The sequence below is a fragment of the Actinoplanes sichuanensis genome (assembly GCF_033097365.1).
GTDB lineage: Bacteria > Actinomycetota > Actinomycetes > Mycobacteriales > Micromonosporaceae > Actinoplanes > Actinoplanes sichuanensis.
Genome location: NZ_AP028461.1, coordinates 2978826 through 2997067 on the forward strand (window position 1 = coordinate 2978826; position 18242 = coordinate 2997067).

The 18242-nt window shown below is 69.3% G+C and carries 18 protein-coding genes; 6 read left to right on the forward strand and 12 right to left on the reverse strand.

The genetic code is table 11. The features are described 5' to 3' along the window. Positions 1-110 precede the first annotated feature (110 nt). Complete coding sequence (locus tag Q0Z83_RS13215; RefSeq protein WP_317794181.1) at positions 111-2666, forward strand: alpha-L-rhamnosidase; 2556 nt, start codon at positions 111-113, stop codon at positions 2664-2666. Here the strand turns inward: Q0Z83_RS13215 and Q0Z83_RS13220 are convergent. Both Q0Z83_RS13220 and Q0Z83_RS13225 read right to left on the reverse strand, forming a co-directional pair. Further along, positions 2618-3658 (reverse strand): amidohydrolase family protein, encoded by a 1041-nt coding sequence (locus Q0Z83_RS13220; RefSeq protein ID WP_317794182.1) that lies wholly within the window; start codon positions 3656-3658, stop codon positions 2618-2620. The genes Q0Z83_RS13215 and Q0Z83_RS13220 overlap by 49 nt on opposite strands. Before the next feature lie 294 nt (positions 3659-3952). Next, on the reverse strand, positions 3953-4249 hold the full coding sequence (locus tag Q0Z83_RS13225) for a hypothetical protein (RefSeq protein WP_317794183.1): 297 nt from the start codon (positions 4247-4249) through the stop codon (positions 3953-3955). 81 nt (positions 4250-4330) lie between these two features. On the opposite strand from Q0Z83_RS13225, the gene Q0Z83_RS13230 reads away from it, so the two are divergent. Continuing rightward, complete coding sequence (locus tag Q0Z83_RS13230) at positions 4331-4948, forward strand: hypothetical protein (RefSeq protein ID WP_317794184.1); 618 nt, start codon at positions 4331-4333, stop codon at positions 4946-4948. Positions 4949-5083: 135 nt separating this feature from the next. Here Q0Z83_RS13230 and Q0Z83_RS13235 read toward each other — a convergent pair whose 3' ends face one another. From Q0Z83_RS13235 to Q0Z83_RS13255, 5 genes are read right to left on the reverse strand one after another with little or no spacing between them, the layout of a single operon-like run. Further along, positions 5084-5413: a hypothetical protein gene (locus Q0Z83_RS13235; protein WP_317794185.1), complete on the reverse strand. Its 330-nt coding sequence runs from the start codon at positions 5411-5413 to the stop codon at positions 5084-5086. Then, positions 5410-5853 (reverse strand): MerR family transcriptional regulator, encoded by a 444-nt coding sequence (locus tag Q0Z83_RS13240; RefSeq protein ID WP_317794186.1) that lies wholly within the window; start codon positions 5851-5853, stop codon positions 5410-5412. Before Q0Z83_RS13240 ends, Q0Z83_RS13235 begins: the two co-directional genes overlap by 4 nt. Then, positions 5850-6230: a hypothetical protein gene (locus Q0Z83_RS13245; protein ID WP_317794187.1), complete on the reverse strand. Its 381-nt coding sequence runs from the start codon at positions 6228-6230 to the stop codon at positions 5850-5852. Before Q0Z83_RS13245 ends, Q0Z83_RS13240 begins: the two co-directional genes overlap by 4 nt. Positions 6231-6279: 49 nt before the next feature. Beyond that, on the reverse strand, positions 6280-8019 hold the full coding sequence (locus Q0Z83_RS13250) for an ankyrin repeat domain-containing protein (RefSeq protein WP_317794188.1): 1740 nt from the start codon (positions 8017-8019) through the stop codon (positions 6280-6282). A 23-nt stretch (positions 8020-8042) separates the two neighbouring features. Next, positions 8043-9917: a serine hydrolase domain-containing protein gene (locus Q0Z83_RS13255; RefSeq protein ID WP_317794189.1), complete on the reverse strand. Its 1875-nt coding sequence runs from the start codon at positions 9915-9917 to the stop codon at positions 8043-8045. A gap of 143 nt (positions 9918-10060) precedes the next feature. Between Q0Z83_RS13255 and Q0Z83_RS13260 the strand changes: the two genes are divergently transcribed. After that, a complete protein-coding gene (locus Q0Z83_RS13260) occupies positions 10061-11137 on the forward strand; it encodes a sensor histidine kinase (protein WP_317794190.1) in 1077 nt (358 codons plus the stop codon). Then, on the forward strand, positions 11134-11787 hold the full coding sequence (locus Q0Z83_RS13265) for a response regulator (protein ID WP_317794191.1): 654 nt from the start codon (positions 11134-11136) through the stop codon (positions 11785-11787). The genes Q0Z83_RS13260 and Q0Z83_RS13265 overlap by 4 nt, the downstream gene beginning before the upstream one ends. Positions 11788-11800: 13 nt before the next feature. Here Q0Z83_RS13265 and Q0Z83_RS13270 read toward each other — a convergent pair whose 3' ends face one another. Further along, positions 11801-13246: a hypothetical protein gene (locus Q0Z83_RS13270; RefSeq protein WP_317794192.1), complete on the reverse strand. Its 1446-nt coding sequence runs from the start codon at positions 13244-13246 to the stop codon at positions 11801-11803. Positions 13247-13313: 67 nt separating this feature from the next. Next, a complete protein-coding gene (locus Q0Z83_RS13275) occupies positions 13314-14195 on the reverse strand; it encodes a helix-turn-helix domain-containing protein (RefSeq protein ID WP_317794193.1) in 882 nt (293 codons plus the stop codon). A gap of 134 nt (positions 14196-14329) precedes the next feature. On the opposite strand from Q0Z83_RS13275, the gene Q0Z83_RS13280 reads away from it, so the two are divergent. After that, positions 14330-15367: an alcohol dehydrogenase catalytic domain-containing protein gene (locus Q0Z83_RS13280; protein ID WP_317794194.1), complete on the forward strand. Its 1038-nt coding sequence runs from the start codon at positions 14330-14332 to the stop codon at positions 15365-15367. Positions 15368-15523: 156 nt separating this feature from the next. Here the strand turns inward: Q0Z83_RS13280 and Q0Z83_RS13285 are convergent, their stop codons facing one another. Next, the gene (locus tag Q0Z83_RS13285; RefSeq protein WP_317794195.1) at positions 15524-15997 is read right to left on the reverse strand and encodes a hypothetical protein; all 474 of its coding nucleotides are present in this window, start codon (positions 15995-15997) and stop codon (positions 15524-15526) included. A gap of 133 nt (positions 15998-16130) precedes the next feature. Here Q0Z83_RS13285 and Q0Z83_RS13290 point away from each other — a divergent pair, with 133 nt between their 5' ends. Continuing rightward, on the forward strand, positions 16131-16709 hold the full coding sequence (locus tag Q0Z83_RS13290; protein WP_317794196.1) for a hypothetical protein: 579 nt from the start codon (positions 16131-16133) through the stop codon (positions 16707-16709). A gap of 40 nt (positions 16710-16749) precedes the next feature. Here Q0Z83_RS13290 and Q0Z83_RS13295 read toward each other — a convergent pair whose 3' ends face one another. Both Q0Z83_RS13295 and Q0Z83_RS13300 read right to left on the reverse strand, forming a co-directional pair. After that, positions 16750-17040 (reverse strand): hypothetical protein, encoded by a 291-nt coding sequence (locus Q0Z83_RS13295; RefSeq protein WP_317794197.1) that lies wholly within the window; start codon positions 17038-17040, stop codon positions 16750-16752. Positions 17041-17526: 486 nt separating this feature from the next. Continuing rightward, positions 17527-18234: a hypothetical protein gene (locus Q0Z83_RS13300; RefSeq protein ID WP_317794198.1), complete on the reverse strand. Its 708-nt coding sequence runs from the start codon at positions 18232-18234 to the stop codon at positions 17527-17529. Between the last annotated feature and the right edge of the window lie 8 nt (positions 18235-18242).

The following is an 18242-nucleotide window of genomic DNA, read 5'->3' on the forward strand; positions in this document are numbered from 1 at the left end:
AGGGTGACGGACCCGGCCGCACGAACCGCTCCGGCTCACGTTCCCGCTGATCCCTGGTATCGCCGATGACATGGTGTTCCACCACCCACGACGATGTTTGGCTGACCCGTATGACTCGCCCCACGGATCTGCGCGCCGAGCACCTCGACCAACCCCTCGGCCTGGGCGAGCCCCGACCCCGCATCTCCTGGCGCCTGCCCGAGGGCACCACCACACAGACGGCGTACGAGCTGCACGTCGACGACCGCGACCCGATCCGGATCGAGACCGCCGACTGCGTCCTGGTCCCGTGGCCGGGCCGCCCACTGACCTCGGGCGAACAGCGCACGGTCCGCGTCCGGGTCTGGACCGACCACGGCCCTTCCGACTGGTCAGCAGACCTGATCGTCGAGGCGGGCCTGCTGCACGCCGAAGACTGGAGCGCCGCCTGGGTGACCCCGCAGACCGAGTCCGGCCCGGTCCAGCAGCTACGGGGAAGCGTCGACATCACCGAGCCGGTCCACCGGGCACGCCTCTACGTCACCGCCCACGGCCTCTGCGAGCCCTCGATCGACGGTTCCCGCGTGACCGACGACGAGCTGCTCCCCGGCTACACCGAATACACCAGTCGCACCCAGGTGGCCACCTACGACGTGACCGGCCACCTGACCCCGGGCCGCCACGAACTCGGCGCCCTGCTGGCCGACGGCTGGTACCGGGGCCAGGTCGGCCTGCTCCGGGCCCGCGACCAGTGGGGCGACACCACCGCCCTACTGGCCCAGCTCGACGTCACCTACACCGACGGCACCACGCAGACCTTCGGCACGAACGCCGACTGGCAGTGGACCCCGTCGCACATCCGGGCCGCCGACCTGATCGAAGGCCAACACGAGGACCACCGCCCGACCGACCCGACCTGGGCGCCGGTGACGGTAGTGGACCGAGGCTACGACCACCTGACGAACACGGTCGCCCCGCCGGTGCGCGCGATCGAGGAGATCCGTCCGATTTCGATCACCGAGCTGGCCCCCGGTCGTCACATCGTCGACCTCGGCCAGAACATCAACGGCCGGCTACGCCTGTCCCACCTGGGCCCGGCCGGCACCGCCATCACCCTCACCCACGGCGAAGCCCTCGACCACACCGGCGACGTCACCATGGAACACCTGCGGCCCGACGTCGCGTTCCTGCCCGGCCCGCTGTCCGCGGGCCAGGTGGACCGTGTCGTCTCCGCCGGCATTCCCGGCGACATCTTCGAACCGCGATTCACCACACACGGCTTCCGCTACGCCCGCATCGAAGGCCACCCCGGCCCACTGACCACCGACGATGTGACGGGCATCTTCGTACACACCGACATGCCCCGCCGCGGCGGTTTCAGCTGCGACGATCCGCGCCTGCAGCAACTGCACGACGCCGCCGTCCGCAGCCTTCGCGGTAACGTCTGCGACATCCCCACCGACTGCCCCACCAGGGAACGAGCGGGCTGGACCGGCGACTGGCAGCTCTACATCCCCACTGCGACATTCCTTTACGACGTGGCCGGATTCACCACCAAATGGCTGCGAGACGTGGCCGCGGGTCAATGGCCGGACGGCACGATCGGCAACATGGCCCCCATGCCACCGGCCGAACGATCCGGCCCCTTGAAGAACCTGAACGGCTCGGCGGGCTGGGGCGACGCGATCATTCTGGTCCCGTGGGAGCTCTACCAGGAATACGGCGACACCACGATTCTGGCCGAGATGTGGCCGCACATGATCGCCTGGCTGAACCGCGCCGAGACGATGGCCGGCCCGAACCATCTGTGGGACTCCGGATTCCACTGGGGCGAATGGCTGGAACCGGGCGCCGAACCCACCGACTTCGCCGCTTTCATCGCCGCCGACAAATCAGATGTGGCCACCGCCTATTTCGCCTGGTCCACCCGACACGCGGCGAAGATCGCCGAAATCCTCGGATACACCGAAGAGGCCCACCGCTACACCGAATCGGCCGACCGGATAACCGCCGCCTGGCAGGCCGCCTTCATCGTCGACGACCGCATCACCCCGCACACCCAGGCCAATCTGGTCCGAGCCCTACGCTTCAACCTGGTCCCCGACCATCTCATTCAGAAAACCGCCGACGACCTGGCCACCCTGGTACGCGAAGCCGGCACCCACCTGGCCACCGGCTTCCTGGCCACCCCCGACCTGCTCCCGGTCCTGGCCGATCACGGCCATCGGGAACTGGCCTACGCCTTGCTGTTCCAGGACACCAGCCCCTCCTGGTTGACCATGATCGACCGAGGCGCCACCACCGTCTGGGAACGCTGGGACGGCATCGACACCGACGGCACCCCACACGAATCCCTGAACCATTACTCCAAGGGCGCCGTCATCTCATTCCTGCACACCCACACCGCCGGACTTCGCCGCCTGACCCCGACCTGGCGCCATTTCCAGATCAAACCCCGACCCGATCAAACCCTTTCCGCGGTACGGGCGGAGCACGTCACCCCACACGGCCGGGCAGCCGTAGCCTGGCACCGCGTCGACGACGAACTGCACGTGACGGTGACCGTCCCACCCGGCTGCACCGCCGAGGTGCTGCTCCCCGACGGCACCCGCCACGACGCCACCCCGGGCGTCACCTCCTACCGCAGCCGCCCACGCACGATCACGGCCCGCGGCTTGACGAGTTGACCCAGGTCAGCCCGCGGATCCGCGTCGAACACGACCGCGTCCGCCGGAGCACCGTCGACCAGACCGGGCAGGCCGAGGTAGGACCGGGCGGTCCACGACGCGGCACCGATCGCCTCATGCGGCGACACCCCGGCGGCGACCAGCGCCCCGATCTCCCGGGCGATGCCGCCGTGCGGTCTGGTGTCCGTCCCGGCCAGCACCGTGACCCCCGCCTCGACGGCCGCTGCGGCGAGCCGGGCGTGTGCGCTCGCGCCCGGCACGTACCAACTGTCGCGTGCCCGTTCCGGATCGGCGGTGATCTTCGCGAGGGAGGCCGTGATCACCGACAGGGTCGGCGTCAACGCGGTGCCCTGCTTGGCCATCCGGGGCAACAGATCGAGGTCCAGGCCCATGCCGTGTTCGACGGAGTCGACACCCGCCTCCACCGCGACCACCCCACCCGCCGCCTGCTGCGAGTGCACCGCGAGACGCCCGCCGACCGCATGCACCCGCCGGACCGCCTCACGCAGGACCTCCACCGGCATGACGTCGTCGTCAGGCTGCCAGTCGATCACCACCTTGGCCCAGCCGGTGCGGGCCGCCTGCTCAGCCGCCACCGCCGGCAGATCGACCGGATCCGGCCGGCGACCCCAGCCCACCATGAACTGACCATGCTGAGCGATCCACGGACCGGCGTGCACAGCGCGCGGGCTGTCATCCGCCTGCCCGAACCACTCCGGCGGATCACCGGCCAGACCCGGCGCCCGGATCAGCGTGACCCCCGCCTCCAGATGCGCCCGCAGATCCGCCCTGAGCACACCGTCATCCAGCGGCCGGCCCGGCTCCTCGGCTCCCGGATGAGTGTGCGCATCGACCAGCCCCGGCAGGATCCAGCCCTCGGCGACGAGCTCGGCACCGGCCACCGGATCCGACGTCCACCGATCACCGTCGGCGTACAGATCCACCGGCTCACCGTCGGGAAGACCGAAACCACGAATCCGAAGAACCGTCACGCCACCACTCAACCACACAGTGGACGATCAGTGGTCTGTATGTGGAGTCCCAGAGCCGGAGTCGCTCACAGCACGCTGCTTGCTGCGCGGACGTAGCGGTGAGATCATCGCGGCCATGATCGAAAGAATCGAGTCCTCCGTTCGCCGGTGAGCGTGACTTCTGAGCCTGGACCGCTCGGACCCCAGATCGCTCTGTTCGAACACGCTCTGCGTCTCCATCAGCAGCACCCTGACGGTGCGCTGCCTCGCGCCGGTGAGCCGTATCCGGACGAAAGGCGCAACCGCTCGCGGCCGTCAGTCGGACGTGTGAGGGATCAACGGCTGTACGGGGCCGATGTAGCCGTCGTCCTGGACACGCATTTCAGCCGGACTGACGCGCAGCCGAGTGACATCGTCGATGCCTTCTGCGGTATCCATGTCCCGATTCACCGCAACGACCACATCGTTGCCGCTGCCCTGCGCGCGGATCGGCAGCGAGTGCGGCAGACCGGGCGATGGTTGGTGCGGCACGGCACCGATCGCCGTGCTGTCACGGTCGGTCTCGCGCTGCTGACTGCTGATTCGGCCGAGGAGGACATCCCGCTGATCCAAACCATCGGTCTGCTGTCGGACCAGTTCGGGTCGTTGGCCGCAGAGGCGCTACAGCGCCGACGTGGAGGTACAGAAGCGCTGGTGTGGCTCGCCGAGCGGGTCGCCGGCTGGGGCCGGGTCTACGTCGTCGAGGCGCTGTGCCGATCCGGCGCCGCGGGCTCCCGGGCATGGCTGCTGCGCCATGCCTGCGACGGTGACCACCTCAACGGCTACGTCGCCGGCAAGGTCGCCACCGCCGCGCACCTGCACGAGGCGGTCACCCGCACCGACGTCGACGACGACCTGATCGATCACACCGGCCGGCTGTTGAGGATCATGGCCGACTGCGGTGGCATGGGCATGACCCTCGAGAAATACCCGCCGGCACCCGCCGTACTGGCAGCGCATGCTGCTCACCTAGCCCGGCAGCCGCCGGCAGCGAATCGATACGTCGACGCCGCGCTCATCGCCGGCCATCTGACGGCCAAGCCACCGAATCGACACGGCTGCACCACCGAGCAGCGCGACCACATCGTGCAGCAGTACCTCGCCGTACTCGACCGCCCGGAATGGCGCGCCACGATCCGTGAGAGCCGTGACCTGAACAGGGACTTCTTCGCCTGGTTTACCGGTCACATAGCGGCGAAACTGCGACTCGGCCCATTCTCCGACCCGGCCGAAAGTGGCGAGCGCGGTCCCGGCCACGGTGAGAGCTGTTGATGGGAAACAGCGACTGGACCTGCGAGCGTCTCGGTCACCGCGCGCATGTCGTGGTTGCCCCGCCGCGTCCCCGTGGAGCCGGTCGGGCGTCGGGCGGTGCGGTCGCCTGGCGGAAACCACCGGATGATCGATGGCTCAACAGCCACAGGCGCCGCCGCCGCATCCGCCGGCAGAACCCGCCGCTGCGGCCCGGCGGGCACTGCGGCGCCGCTGCAACCACCACATCGCCGGCGCGGCGACGACGAGTCCGGCGGCCAGAGCGAGCAGCGTCTGCTTCAGGATCGCCGCCCCGGCGCCAGTGATCACCCCCGCCATGATCAGCAGAGGCAGGGCGCAACAGGCACCGCAGGCCAGGACGGCGAGACCACCGGCGATCTTGCTACGGGTGGGCGGTCCGTCGTCGACATCCGGCGTCGGCTGACGAGACCCGGGCGTGGTGCCGGCCGGTGGGATCGGGTGGCTCATGCCGGTTCTCCGTGCGTGCGTTCGGCAACGCCGATGGTCAGGAACGGGATCGGGCAGTCGGTGCAGGTGCAGTCGGTGAGGCTGTCGCAGCGGGCGTCGACGACCTCGGTGAGCGTGGCCCGGATGGCGGTCAGGTCGGCGATCCTCGCGTCGATCTCGGTGATCTTGTCGATGGCGCGTTGCCGTAGGTCGGCGTTCGGGTGCCGGCGCCGGCCCGCGTTCAGCAGGTCGGCGACCTCGTCGAGCGTGAAACCGAGCCGCTGCGCCGCTTTGATCACCGCCAGCAGATCGACGGTGGCCGCCGGATAGAGCCGGTGCCCGCCGGTCGACCGGACCGGCTCGGCGAGCAGACCACGCCGTTCGTAATAGCGCAGCGTCTGAATGTTGACCCCGGCCCGCTCGGCGACCTCGCCGGTGCGCAACCCACCCGGCCCCGTCACGGCGCAGCACGCCACTGGTCGGCCCGGGCACCCGCCGCCAGCGCGGACGCCCGCCTCACGAACGCCGTGAGGACCGCGGCATGCGGCGGCGGCACCTCAACATCCAACGTCACCGCCTCACCGTCCCCGGCCGGCTCGGCCGTGACCGTGAAGACGAAGAAGGAACAGCAGGAACTCTCCCGCGCGGTCAGGTCCCGCACGGTCTCGGCCAGTCCGGCCGGGCCGGCCAGGGCGAGACGAGCCCGCGTCGGGCCCGTCGTGTCGACGGCGCGGACAGCGGTGACGAACAGATCGTCGAACTCCGCAAGACGTAACGGCTGTTCGGCGCTGGGCAGGGTGCACACCTCGGGCACCCACCCGGGTTCAACGGCGGTCATGGCATCGACGGTAAACCTGTACCTGGGTACCGAATGCAAGTCGGCCGGCTCAAGGGTTACGGCTGCGCCGTTCGGCCTCCTTGCGGGCGCACTCCTGCAACCTGTGCCGCCAGTCGAGACGGGCGGTGACGGCTGCGGTGTCCTCGAGGTCGCTGATCGCGGCGAAGACGTCCGGACGGGCCGTCTCCAGCCAGGCGGTGATCGGCTCGTGGGTGCGTTCCACCAGCGCGTCCATGCGGGCGCCGGCCGTGATCAGGGCTCGGATCACCTCGACGTCGCCCATCCCGTAGGCGGCGGCGACCAGCGGAGTCACCCCGGCCACGTCCGGGGCGTCGACGTCGAGGCCCTCGGCGAGCAGCCGCTCCAGCAGCGTGAGATCACGCAGGTGCGCCATGAAATGCAGCAGCGTGCGACCCCGGTGATCGCGCACGTGGGCGGAGACACCGGCGTCGAGCAGCGACACCACCCCTTCGGTGTCGCCGTGCAACGCCAGCCGCATCAGTTCACGGCGCTGCTCGCGCAGACGGCGCGGCAGTCGGGCCGGGCGGGCGGCCGGCGGCGACGGCACGATGACCTTCACCGGCGGGACCGCCCACGGATCCTCGAAGACGATACGGTGCCGTGGCGGAGGGAGCAGCCCGGCGGGACCGTTCTCCATGGCGGTCTTGACCGCGAAGCAGCCGCTGCGGCTGCCGCCCAGCGCGACCAGCGTCGTCTCGCGCTGCTCCTCCCGTTCAGTGTGCGGAATGAGAACCCGCCCGCCCTGCCGGCGAACCTCATGCCACACCCCGCCACAGCGCACCCGCACCGGCTCCGCCGCGGACGCGACGGGACGCGGTGGCCCGGCCGGAGGCCCGGCCGCGGACGGGAACAACACCGAGTGGATCAAAGGATGCAGGTGATCCGGGTCCAGAAGTCCGAGACTGATCAGGACGGCGTCGAGCGGCAGCCCGAGACGGTCCAGAGCGACGTAAGCGGTGTGCCGGGGGTAGTCGCGGAAGTCCATGGCGAGCCGCCCGTCCCCGGTCGGGGTGAACGCCAGATTCGGGCCGGCGGCGATCCGGCCGGAGCTGGTCGCAGCGGCTTCACGGACCGCGTGGACGATCTCCGGCAGCCGGTGCCAGTACCCGGCGACCAGCCTCCGATTCACCTGCAGATGCTGCTCGTCGATGTCGACTCCCAGGTCCGCCCACGTCTGCCGGAAACGGTCGGTGTCGTGCAGGTCCCAGATGAGCTGGTCGTGCGGGGCCGGTGCCAGGCCGTACCAGGTCAGCAGCTCGTCGGTGTGGCGGACATCCCACAGGTGCCGGGGCCGATCAGGATCCATGCGCTGGTGCCACGTGCACGGCTCACGGGCGTGGCTGCCGGGAGAGGAGTCCGGCGGCGGGGACGTCGGCAGCTGCCCGGACGTCAGGAACAGCCGTAGCCGCTGACGGCCGTAGCCGGTGCGCGGGCTCCCCACCGCCAGGACCAGGTCGTCGTCGTAGCGGGCGAGTACCGACACCCGCCTCGGTGACAGGGCGGTGTGGCCGGTACTCGGGCGTCGAGGCAGATGCCAACGCAGCAGTTCGGGGGCGAGGTGCCGGAGATCCTCCTCGATCCGGCCGGTGGTGGCCGTACCGTATCGGGTCTTCGAAAGGTCGAGATCAACCGCGACGTCGGCGGCATCGCAGGCGCCCCGCCAATCGCCGGCGAGGCGGCGTTCCGTCGCCCGATGGATCATCGGGGCGGGCACCGCGTAGCGGCGGACGATGCTCCAACCCCGCGCGGCGGCTTCGGTGAGGATCACCGCCACAACCTAACCGCCGGGGGTTACGCGCCCTGCCAGCCCAGCAGGTTCCACTGCCACAGGAACCAGGTCAGCGCCACCATCCCGGCCAGCAGCGCCACCTGATGGATCCGGGCGGCCACCCCGGCGCCGCTGCCGCGCCAACTCCGGACCGTCAGACCGGTTGCGATCACCGCCACCGCCAGCGCCACGACCGGCAGACCGAGCAACAACCGGAAGCTCAGCGGTACGCCGTAGAGGAACTCACCGGACAGCGCCAGCAGTGTGATCATCAGCCCGGCCAGGAACACCACACCGAGCACCCCCGCGCCGACCGCCAGCCGCCGCGCGATCCGCCACGTGCGGGTCGTCGTCACCGGGCGCCGCCGGATCCGGCGCACCAGCGCGCCGATCGGCAGCACCAGCGCGGCCAGGACCGGCAGCAGCAGCACCGACAGCACACCCAGATTGACCGGAATCGTCTCGGCGGGCGACATCAGTTCGGCCGCCGACCCGTCGGTGGCGACATAACGCGTGCCGGTCGGGAACACCAGCCGGTCACCGTCGTCGGCCTGATATCGGCCGTCGTCCTGCCGGGTCCACGTCTTGCCCCGGAACGTCACCACCCCGGCGTCGTCGACGGCCAGCCTCGACGGCGAGAGCAGCGTGGTCAACTTCTCGAACGTCGACGCGTTGTGCCGGGTCGGTTTGTAGAAACCGGCCCGCGGCACACCACCGGCATCGGCCGGCTGCCCGGTGCCGGTCCCCGCGGGTCCCGGAGCGAACCTGTCGAAGAACGCGTCGACGAGTTTCAGCATCTCCGCAGTGCCGCCGGTGAGGCTGTTCAGCGACATGAACAACCCGAGATCGCAGTCCGGCAGCAGCATCAGCAGGCTCGTGAAACCCTCCCAGCCACCGTCGTGCATCAGCACCCGATGCCCGTTGACCGTGCGTTCCTTGAACCCGTGGGCGTACCCGTCGATCCGCGGGTCGGCGGTGAACGACCGCTCATGCATCCGAGCCATCGTCGGTGCGGCGAGGATCCGTCCCGGGCCGTGGCCGAGATGAGCGTTCATGAACTCGGCCATGTCCACGGCGGTGGTCGTCACCGACCCGTCCGGTGGCATCTGGTCGAACGTGAACGGATACACCTTCGGCGGGTTCACGTCGGTGTCGTAACTGCGGGCCAGATCCGGGGCCAGCGCGGCGGGCACCGGCTCGGCGGCGGTACTGCGTGTCATGCGCAGCGGGTCGAGCAGGTGCCGCTGAACGTACCGATCGTACGGTTCACCGCTGACCTCACTGACGATGTGCCCGGCCAGCGCGGCACCGAAGTTGGAATAAGCGGAGATCTCACCCGGCGGCCGGATCCGGTCCGGCAGGTGATCGGCCAGATACCGGCCCAACGGCGGCACATCCTCCGCCCGGCGAGCACCCGTGCCGGTGATGAAGTCCTCGAACCCGGCGGTATGGCTCATCAGATGCCGCAACGTCACCGGCTGCGGATAGGTGTCCGGCACCTGAAGATCGGTCAGATACCGGTTCACGTCGGTGTCCAGGTCGAGACGACCGGCCTGCACCTGCTGCATCACCGCGGTCCACGTGAACAGTTTGGAGATCGACGCGATCCGCACCAGCGAACGGGACGCGTCGAACGGCACCGCACGTTCGGTGTCGGCCGACCCGTACCCCTGGGCGAACGCCGTCGCCCCACCGGCCGCGACCGACACGACGGCGCCGGGCACCCGGTCGGCCGCCAACCTTGCGGGCAGCGCACCGTCGAAGAACTCGGCCACCGCGGCGGGCGTCACCGGTGGGCACGCGACCGGCGCCGCACCGGCTCGCCGGGCGGGCACGGCCGGCACTGCTGCGCAGCCGATCAACAAGCCGATCAGCGTACGGCGGAGAAGGTTTCGCATGATGCCGAGCCTTCCGTCGGCGGGGGTGGGGGCACATCGCCGCGCGGTCGACTCCGGAACCCCACGAAAGACGCAGACGGCGGGCCGTTTTCGTCGACGAAAGTCGGAGTGGCCGCCGGGGCCGCGTTGCCTACGCTGCCTTCATGCAGATCCCGCGGCGCACCCTGATCGACGGCGCGCTGGTGCTGACCTGTCTCGTGCTGACCCTGCTGGCGATCAAGACACCCTGGTCACCACTGCCGTGGCCGGTCGTGGCAGCCGCCGGCCTGCTGGGCAGTGCGGCGATGTGGCCCCGCCGCCGACGGCCGATGCTCAGCGCGGTGGCCGGGGCGGTCGCGTTCGCGCTGGCCGGCAACCCCGGACCGCTGTTCATCGGCGTCTACAGCGGCGCCCGGTACGCGCCCCGCCTGAACGCCTGGCTGTGCGGGATCGCCGGCTGGGTCGGTTTCGTCACGTGGTCCTGGTTCGACTCCGGGCAGCTGACCATCGACAACATCGTCTTCCCACCGCTGGGTATCGCCCTGATCGTCCTGGCCGGGATCAACCAGGCCACCCGCGACGCACTGCTGGCCTCGCTGCAGGAGCAGGCCCGGGCCGCCGACGAACAGGCCCGCGCCGCCGAACGCACCCGCATCGCCCGGGAGATGCACGACGTCCTGGCCCACAAGATGTCCCTGATCGCCCTCTACGCCGGTGCCCTCGAACTACGGGCCACCGACGACCCGAAACTGCGCGACGGTACGGTACTGATCCGCACCACCGCCCGGGAGGCCCTCGTCGAACTGCGTGAGGTGCTCGGCGTACTGCGTACCGACGACACCACCGAACAGTTCGCCGACCTGACCGCCCTCGTCGCCGCGTCCACCCGGGCCGGACACCCGGTCGAGCTGCACGACGACGCCGGCGACCTGCCCGCGGCCACCGCCCGGGTCGTCTACCGCGTGGTCCAGGAGGGCCTGACCAACGCCCACAAACACGCCCCCGCGGCGTTGACCACCGTGTCGGTCGGCCGCACCGACGACGGCAGCGTGGCCGTGGCCGTCCACAACAGGACCGGAAACACGGCGATGGACCTGCCCGGCTCCGGCGCCGGACTGGTCGGCCTCGCCGAACGGATCCGGCTGGTCGGCGGCTCGTTGCGCAGCGGCCCGACAGCCGGTGCGGGCTGGCAGTTGTCCGCCGTCGTACCCTGGCTGGATCCCCGACCGGAGGCGACGTGATCTCAGTACTGCTCGCCGACGACGAGGCGCTGATCCGGGCCGGCCTGCGGATGATCCTGGAGACCGCCGACGACCTGCTCGTCGTCGCCGAGGCAGGCGACGGTCACGCGGCGGTCGCCGCCGTCGACCGGCACCGCCCCGACGTCGTCCTGATGGACATCCGCATGCCGCACCTCGACGGCCTCGACGCCACCGCGACGATCCGGACCCGGCCGCAGCCACCGTCGGTGATCGTGCTGACCACGTTCAACACCGACCACGACGTGTTCCGCGCCCTCGAAGTCGGCGCCACCGGCTTCCTCCTCAAAGACACCCCACCGGCAGATCTTCTCCGAGCGGTACGCCTCGCCGCCGCCGGCGACGCCATGCTCTCACCGAGCGTGACCCGCCGGGTGATCCAACGCTTCACCGCCGAAGACCGGTCCCGCCCCCGAGCCGAAGCCCTCCAACGCCTCGAACCACTGACCGAACGCGAACGGGAGGTGCTCGTCGAGATCGGCGCCGGCCTCACCAACGCCGAGATCGCCCGCACCCTGCACATGAGCGAGGCGACCGTGAAAAGCCACGTCACCCGGCTGTTCGAGAAGCTCGCCGCCACCAACCGCGTCCAGTTGGCCATCACCGCGTTCCGCGCCGGCCTGGTCGAATAACCGCCACCAGCCGTCAGCCGGACTCCTCGGAGGTATCAAGATCGCGGTGATGGAGCAACAGGCGGTTGCAGTAGAAGATCCGGACAGTGAGCAGCGTGTCGATGTTCGCCAGAGTCGGACCGAGGTACTCATCTCGGTGCTCAGCGCTACTCAGTAGACTGACGGTGACGGAAGCGGCCGCAAAACCGCCGAGGAGCACCGCTGTACGGGTCATCGCCGCCGGTGACTGCGCGATGAGCCCCCACAGATCGTGAATTCGGCCACCGACGCCTGAACGGATGTCATCGTCGGGTAGGAACGGGAGTTCGGACGACGCGAGTTGCTGGACCACCACGTCCGGGCCGATCCATTGCTGAGCGGTAGCCCGATCGACCAGCACGATGCCGAGAACCTCGAGGCACGTGAAAACGGCCAGGCCGACCGCGATGGTGAGGCCCGATTGACGCAGCCCGGCCGCAAGCCACAGATTCCATTTCTGGATCGGGGTGCGAGTGTGGTCCGGCGCCCCCACGCCCTCGTCGTCGATGAAGTCCTCCGCGGGAGTTCCGCAGAGGCGGCCCGCGTCGATGCGCCGTCCGCGCAACTGACTCGACTGGCGGCGCAGGACCACTGCGGTCGGTAGTAGTGCAACGAACCAGATGATGACCAGTGCGATGAAGACGCGCGTCCAGGTGAGCTGGTTCGTCATCTGCCACGTCTCCGCGGAGAAGAAGATGAACAGGACGGCGATGAACGCGACCGGGATGACCTGGGCCTGGACGGTGGTGAGGGCGCGACGGTGGTCGAACGTCGCCTTCAGGGAATGCCATATCAGGCGCAGGACACCGAACTTCGCAGTGAGCCAGGACACCGCCAGGATCACGAGAAACCATTTCGCGATCCGGACGGTCGCCAAGGCGATGAATTCCGGTAGATAACCGGGGTCGTACGAATACAGGTAGGAATATCCATACTCGTCGCAATAGCTCAACGGTTGGCCGCCGATGCAGTACGGCCACCCGTATTCGCGTTCCAGTTCGTCGTACGGCATAGCGAGACTGCCGAGCCCTTCGACACCGACGGAGTCGCTGAGGACGGCCAAAGCGACGGCCGGCGCGAGTAGGCATCCGATGATCCAAAGCGCGGCCCGCCACGTTCGCAGCCGCCCGAACTGGACGTGCCGACTCAGAAACGCGTGTGTCGGGGCCGCCAGACCTGCAGCGGCAACGACGACGGTGGCGAGGTCGACAAGGATGGCGAAGGGAAAGAGCACTGAGAACGGGCTGTCAGCGTCGGCCAGCACCACTGTCGAACTGAGTGACGTCAGAGACACCAGGCCCAGCATGGCGGCGTTGATGATGACGAGCACCGTCAGAGCCGGGCGGAGCGGCGCAAAATCAGGACGGTCTGTTTCGATGAATGTGGGAAATCCCTGACGCTGGAACCAGTCATCGGTGGCTCGGACTGCCGTGTCGTTCACCCGGATGACCTTGCATCGAAGCCGTTCATGATCGCCATCGGCATATCGGCGGGCGGGGCGCAGCGCCCTACCGGGGCCGACCCGCCGACGAGGGCGCCACCCAACTGGCCAACATCCGCAGACGCTCCTCGTCCGCCGACCCCGGCTCGGCGGTGCAGACGCTCAGCATCGGGCCGTCCTGCACCGCGATCGGCAGGTTCATCGAGTGGTACGCCAAGGTCAGCGGCCCGGCGAACGGATGCCGGAACACCTTCGTACCCCGGTAGTTGATCACGATGTTGTGGGCCTGCCAGCGGGCCCGGAACTCGCCACTGACCTCGGACAACTCACCCACCAGATCGTGCAGGGCCTGATCGCAGTGGGCCCGGCCGACCTCGGTGCGCAGCAGACCGACCAGCACGTCGGCCGTCGCCTCCCAGTTGCCGTGGAACTCCCGCGCCGCGGGGACGAGGAAGTGAAAACGCGCCAGGTTGGGCTGCTCCGCGCTGTCGAACAGCGGCGCATACAACGCCCGGCCCAGCGGATTGATCGCCAGCACGTCCAGCTTCTTGCTGGTCACCATGGCGCTGGACAACGTCATGCTGTCGAGCAACCACTGCACGGTCGGCGGCAGCTCGACCCTCGCCGCGGTGGCCGGGCACTCCCGCGCCGAACCGCCCGGCGTCTCGGCCCGGGCGACCCGAGCCATGTCGAACAGGTAGATCCGCTCCTCGTCATCCAGCCGCAACGCCCGCGCCACCGCCTCCAACACGTCATACGACACGTCACGGATGTGGCCCTTCTCCAACCGGGTGTACCACTCCGTACTGACCCCGGCGAGCACCGCCACCTCCTCGCGCCGCAGCCCCGGCACCCGACGCCGGGCGCCCCCGGGCAACCCCGCCTGAGCAGGCGTGATGCGGGCCCGGCGGCTGATCAGGAACTCGCGGACGGCGATGCGGTTGTTCACGCCGACCACGGTACGTCGCCGCCCGACCGTCAAGGGGGTGGCGTTTCTCCCCGATGAGCCGAGCCTGGAACACCCCGCACCGCGGGTCTTGCATGGGTGCCACGAGACCCCACGTTCGAGGAGCAACACCGAAAATGCGAGCAACCCTGCTGTACGGCGCCGGCGACATCCGAGTCGAAGAGGTTCCCGACCCACGGCTCGTACACCCCACCGACGCCGTCGTCCGTATCACCGCCGCCTGCATCTGCGGCTCCGACCTGTGGCCGTTCGACACGAAACCGGCCGACGGCGTCCCGACCCGGATGGGCCACGAGTTCATCGGCGTGGTCGAGGAGACCGGCACCGACGTGACCACCGTCCGCGCAGGCGACCTGGTCGTGGCGCCGTGGGTGTTCAGCGACGGCACCTGCGAATACTGCCGCGAGGGTCTGACCACCTCCTGCACCCACGGCGGCATCTGGGGCTACGGCGACGCCGACGGCGCCCAGGCCGAGGCCATCCGTGTCCCACACGCCGACGGCACCCTGGTCAAACTGCCGGTGGCCGCCGACTCCGCGTTGATCCCGTCGCTGCTCACCCTCTCCGACGTGTTCGGCACCGGCCACCACGCGGCCGTCCGCGGCGGGGTGACCGCCGGTTCGTCGGTCACGGTGATCGGCGACGGCGCCGTAGGCCTGCTGGCCGTGCTGGCCGCGAAACGACTCGGCGCCGAGCAGATCGTGCTGATGGGCCGCCACAAGGCCCGCACCGACCTGGGCCGCGAGTTCGGAGCCACCGACGTGGTCGCCGAACGCGGCGACGCCGGCATCACCGCGGTCCGCGAACTCACCGCCGGTCAGGGCACCACGGTCGTCATCGAGGCGGTCGGCACCCGCCCCGCCTACGACCAGGCCGTCGGCGCCGTCCGCAACGGCGGCACGATCAGCCGGGTCGGCGTCCCCCAGTACGAGGACGCGCCCGTCGGCATCGGCAGCCTGTTCTTCCGCAACATCCGGCTGACCGGCGGCGCCGCACCGACCCGCCCGTACATCGCCGAACTGCTCCCCGACGTCCTGAACGGCACCGTCGACCCCGGAAAGGTCTTCGATGCGACCACCGACCTGACCGGCGTCCCCACCGGCTACCGCCAGATGGCCGCCCGCGAAAGCCTCAAGGTCCTGGTCCACCCCTGACCGACGCGGAGAGTCGGTTCGAGATCCACCTGACCGTTCCCGCGAGCCGGCCCGCCTCGATCTTGAGGCGGGCCGGAAACCCATTCCTAACGCCGACGGCGTGCGAATCGGTCTATTTTGAGAATATTGCGAAGCTGCGGCGACCATCCCGGCGTCCTAAGTGTCGTATTCGCCGTTCCATGGCTCGCGGAACCCGAGTCTTTGTGGGTAGAGCTCGGCCCGTGGTCCGCCGTGGCCCTGATCTGGATCGTCGCTGGTCTCGTCGATGAGGCCGAAAACGATGTCGTCGAAGTCGACCCGGAACGGTCGGATGGCGATATCGCAGTTCGTGACCGGGTCGAGGCCGGCCAGCCATTCCGACAAGACCTGTTCGGCGGCCTCGACGGCTGCCGGGCTGTCGCCCCTGACGCCGGTGAACCGCAGGTTCGAGCCGGTGTGGTGCCCGTCGTCACCGAAGAGATGGAGCACCGCGTAGATCCGCTGCTGGTTGCGCCAGTCGCGACCTCGCCTGACGCCTTCCTGGTAGGCGCCGGTGATGTCAGCGAAGAACTGTCCGCCCGCATGCCGTCCGATGCGACCGGTACGGTAGCCGGGCTTGTACTTGATCGGGATGACGTCGGGGAGTCGCACAGCGCGGATCGTAGCCGCGCCCGCTCATGGCACCGCGTTGCGGCGACGTTGGATCGTCTGCCAGGAGCCGTCTACCGACGCCGGCCCGGAGAGAGCCTCCGATCTTGTCGGTGGTGCTTGCTACGTTGCGTTCGTGAGCGAGGCGTATACGGTCTTCTGGCCCCAGGACCGCTGGCAGCGCGCGCTGGGTATGCACCGGCCGCTTGAAGTGATGTTCGGTGGACCGCATTTGTCCGAGCCGAGTTTCCGACGTGCGAAGGTCGGTCCAGGTGACCTGCTCTACCCCATCGGCGTGCATCGCCAGGTGCTATTCGTCTTCGGGCGCATGCGCGTGCGCGAGATCGTGGAAGCCGATGGTGCTCGGCTGAAGGAATACTACGACCGATTTCGTCCGTGGCGTTTCTTGGCGGCGACCTGCACGGACGAGGTCGTGCTCGGCGAGGAGGGCACCATCGTGTACGGCAAACGAGCCGTCCCCGGTGAGATGCTGAAGACACTCACCTACATGCCGCGCCGAGGTCCACGGCCGATCAAACATGTCAGTGCGGACGGCTTGCTCACGAGCGCCATCAGTGTGCAGGGAATCTACCGCCTGGCCCCGGCGTCGGCCGTCGAACTCGACGCCGTGTTGGATCGCTCATCACCCCTCCTGTCCACCGTCCCGTCCCCGCGCCTCCACTCGGCCGAATCGGGCATCGAGACGCTCTTCTGAATACTTGTCAGGGGGCCTCCCCAGACAGCCGAACATGCTGCTAACGCTGGGATAGCGCTGGAGTCGGCGCGACGAGGGCGTAGGCCGAGGACACGTCGGCCTGGCCGCCTTGTAGGTCGATGATGAGGGGCTCGGCTGGCAGGTTACTCAGGGAATCGACGGCCACGGTGCCGTCGCACGGGACGTCAGCGGCGGCTAGCACCTGGTCGGAGGCACCGGGTTTACCGCTGCGGACCTCGACCGACAGCACCTTGCCCGGGGTTGTCGACAGGCAGGCTGCATGCACCCGGTATTCCCGTCCGGCACGGGCAAGACCACTTATGGTGGTCACGTTGTCGGGGTGACCGTCTTTGTGAGCCCACACTGTTCGGGACAGTTCTCCCGCGACTGCCGTGGGTAGCTTCAGGCGCGTCGGTACCGCGCTGATCGTGGTGCCGGCTGACGGGACCTGGGACGGGGTGTTCTGGCTGCGGGGTGACGCGGCCGGCTTCGTGGAGGTTGTGGAGCCATTCGTACATCCTGCGCAGGCGGCGATCACTGAAACGACCAGAACCATGCGTGTGAGCCGCGACGTTGACACGCGCACATTCTGCCCAATCGCCGCAAGCCGCTGTGTCGGGGTTTCGGTGGGCAGGGGCGGCTGCCCGGTCACCTGAGAGCATCGGTCTGGAGGACCCCGTTCTCCCCGGCCAGTCGAGGTCCGCTTCACCGTCATCAAGTGCGAAGGCACTGTCGGCGTGGAGGACACCGCCGGTGGCCGCCTCGCTCGAGAGCAACGATGCGGAAAGTTTCAGCGTCGGCGGGCCCGCGACTGCGTTCAAGGCACCAACAGTTCGGCGACCAGCTGCCGCACCGCCTCCGGCAGAGCGAACGCGCCGGCCGGATTGCGGGGCGCGTAATCCAGGTCCGGTACGCCCGCCGCCCACGGCACGTGACCCCAGAAGACGACCTCGTCGGAGACGGCCAGCGCCGCCAGTTCGGAGGTGTCGCCGCTCGCGCCCAGTGTCCGCATCGCCCCCGAGAGCGCCGACCTCGCCTCCGGCGTGTCGGCCGTGTCGTCGCCGAACGCGGGCGCGAGCAGCAGCAGGGCCTGGGCCCGTCGGATGTGGTCCGGCTGGCGGGCGGCGACACCGGCCAGCTCGGCCCACGTGAAGGCGGGCCCACGCTGATGCCCGTCCAGACCGGCGACCTCGATCGCCGGTCGGCCGCCGCCCGGCAGCACCAGGTAGTCCACCCCGGCGTCGTCGTCGTGGTTGCGGAACACCACCGCGAGTGCGGCGCCGTCGCGCAGCTCGACCGTGAAGACCGGCCACACCGGGGAGGCATACAGCTCCTCCAATCGGTGCGTCACGTCCTCCTCGGTCACGCCCCAGGTGTGCAGCAGCAGATCCGGATCGTCGATGAACTGCTCCTGCCAGTGCGCCGCCCAGAATCCGGGCCGATCGGCGAGGTGCCACCCGTCGACGGTGAGTGCCGCGACGTCCACCTCGTCGGCGAAGGAGTCCGCGTGACCGGGAAGGATCATCCGAGGAC

Bases quoted from the DNA above. Each gene is read 5' to 3' on its own strand.
- Q0Z83_RS13235 (WP_317794185.1), bottom strand. From the start codon at position 5,413: ATGAGCCACCCGATCCCACCGGCCGGCACCACGCCCGGGTCTCGTCAG.
- Q0Z83_RS13260 (WP_317794190.1), top strand. From the start codon at position 10,061: ATGCAGATCCCGCGGCGCACCCTGATCGACGGCGCGCTGGTGCTGACC.
- Q0Z83_RS13245 (WP_317794187.1), bottom strand. From the start codon at position 6,230: ATGACCGCCGTTGAACCCGGGTGGGTGCCCGAGGTGTGCACCCTGCCC.
- Q0Z83_RS13215 (WP_317794181.1), top strand. From the start codon at position 111: ATGACTCGCCCCACGGATCTGCGCGCCGAGCACCTCGACCAACCCCTC.
- Q0Z83_RS13300 (WP_317794198.1), bottom strand. From the start codon at position 18,234: ATGATCCTTCCCGGTCACGCGGACTCCTTCGCCGACGAGGTGGACGTC.
- Q0Z83_RS13255 (WP_317794189.1), bottom strand. From the start codon at position 9,917: ATGCGAAACCTTCTCCGCCGTACGCTGATCGGCTTGTTGATCGGCTGC.
- Q0Z83_RS13280 (WP_317794194.1), top strand. From the start codon at position 14,330: ATGCGAGCAACCCTGCTGTACGGCGCCGGCGACATCCGAGTCGAAGAG.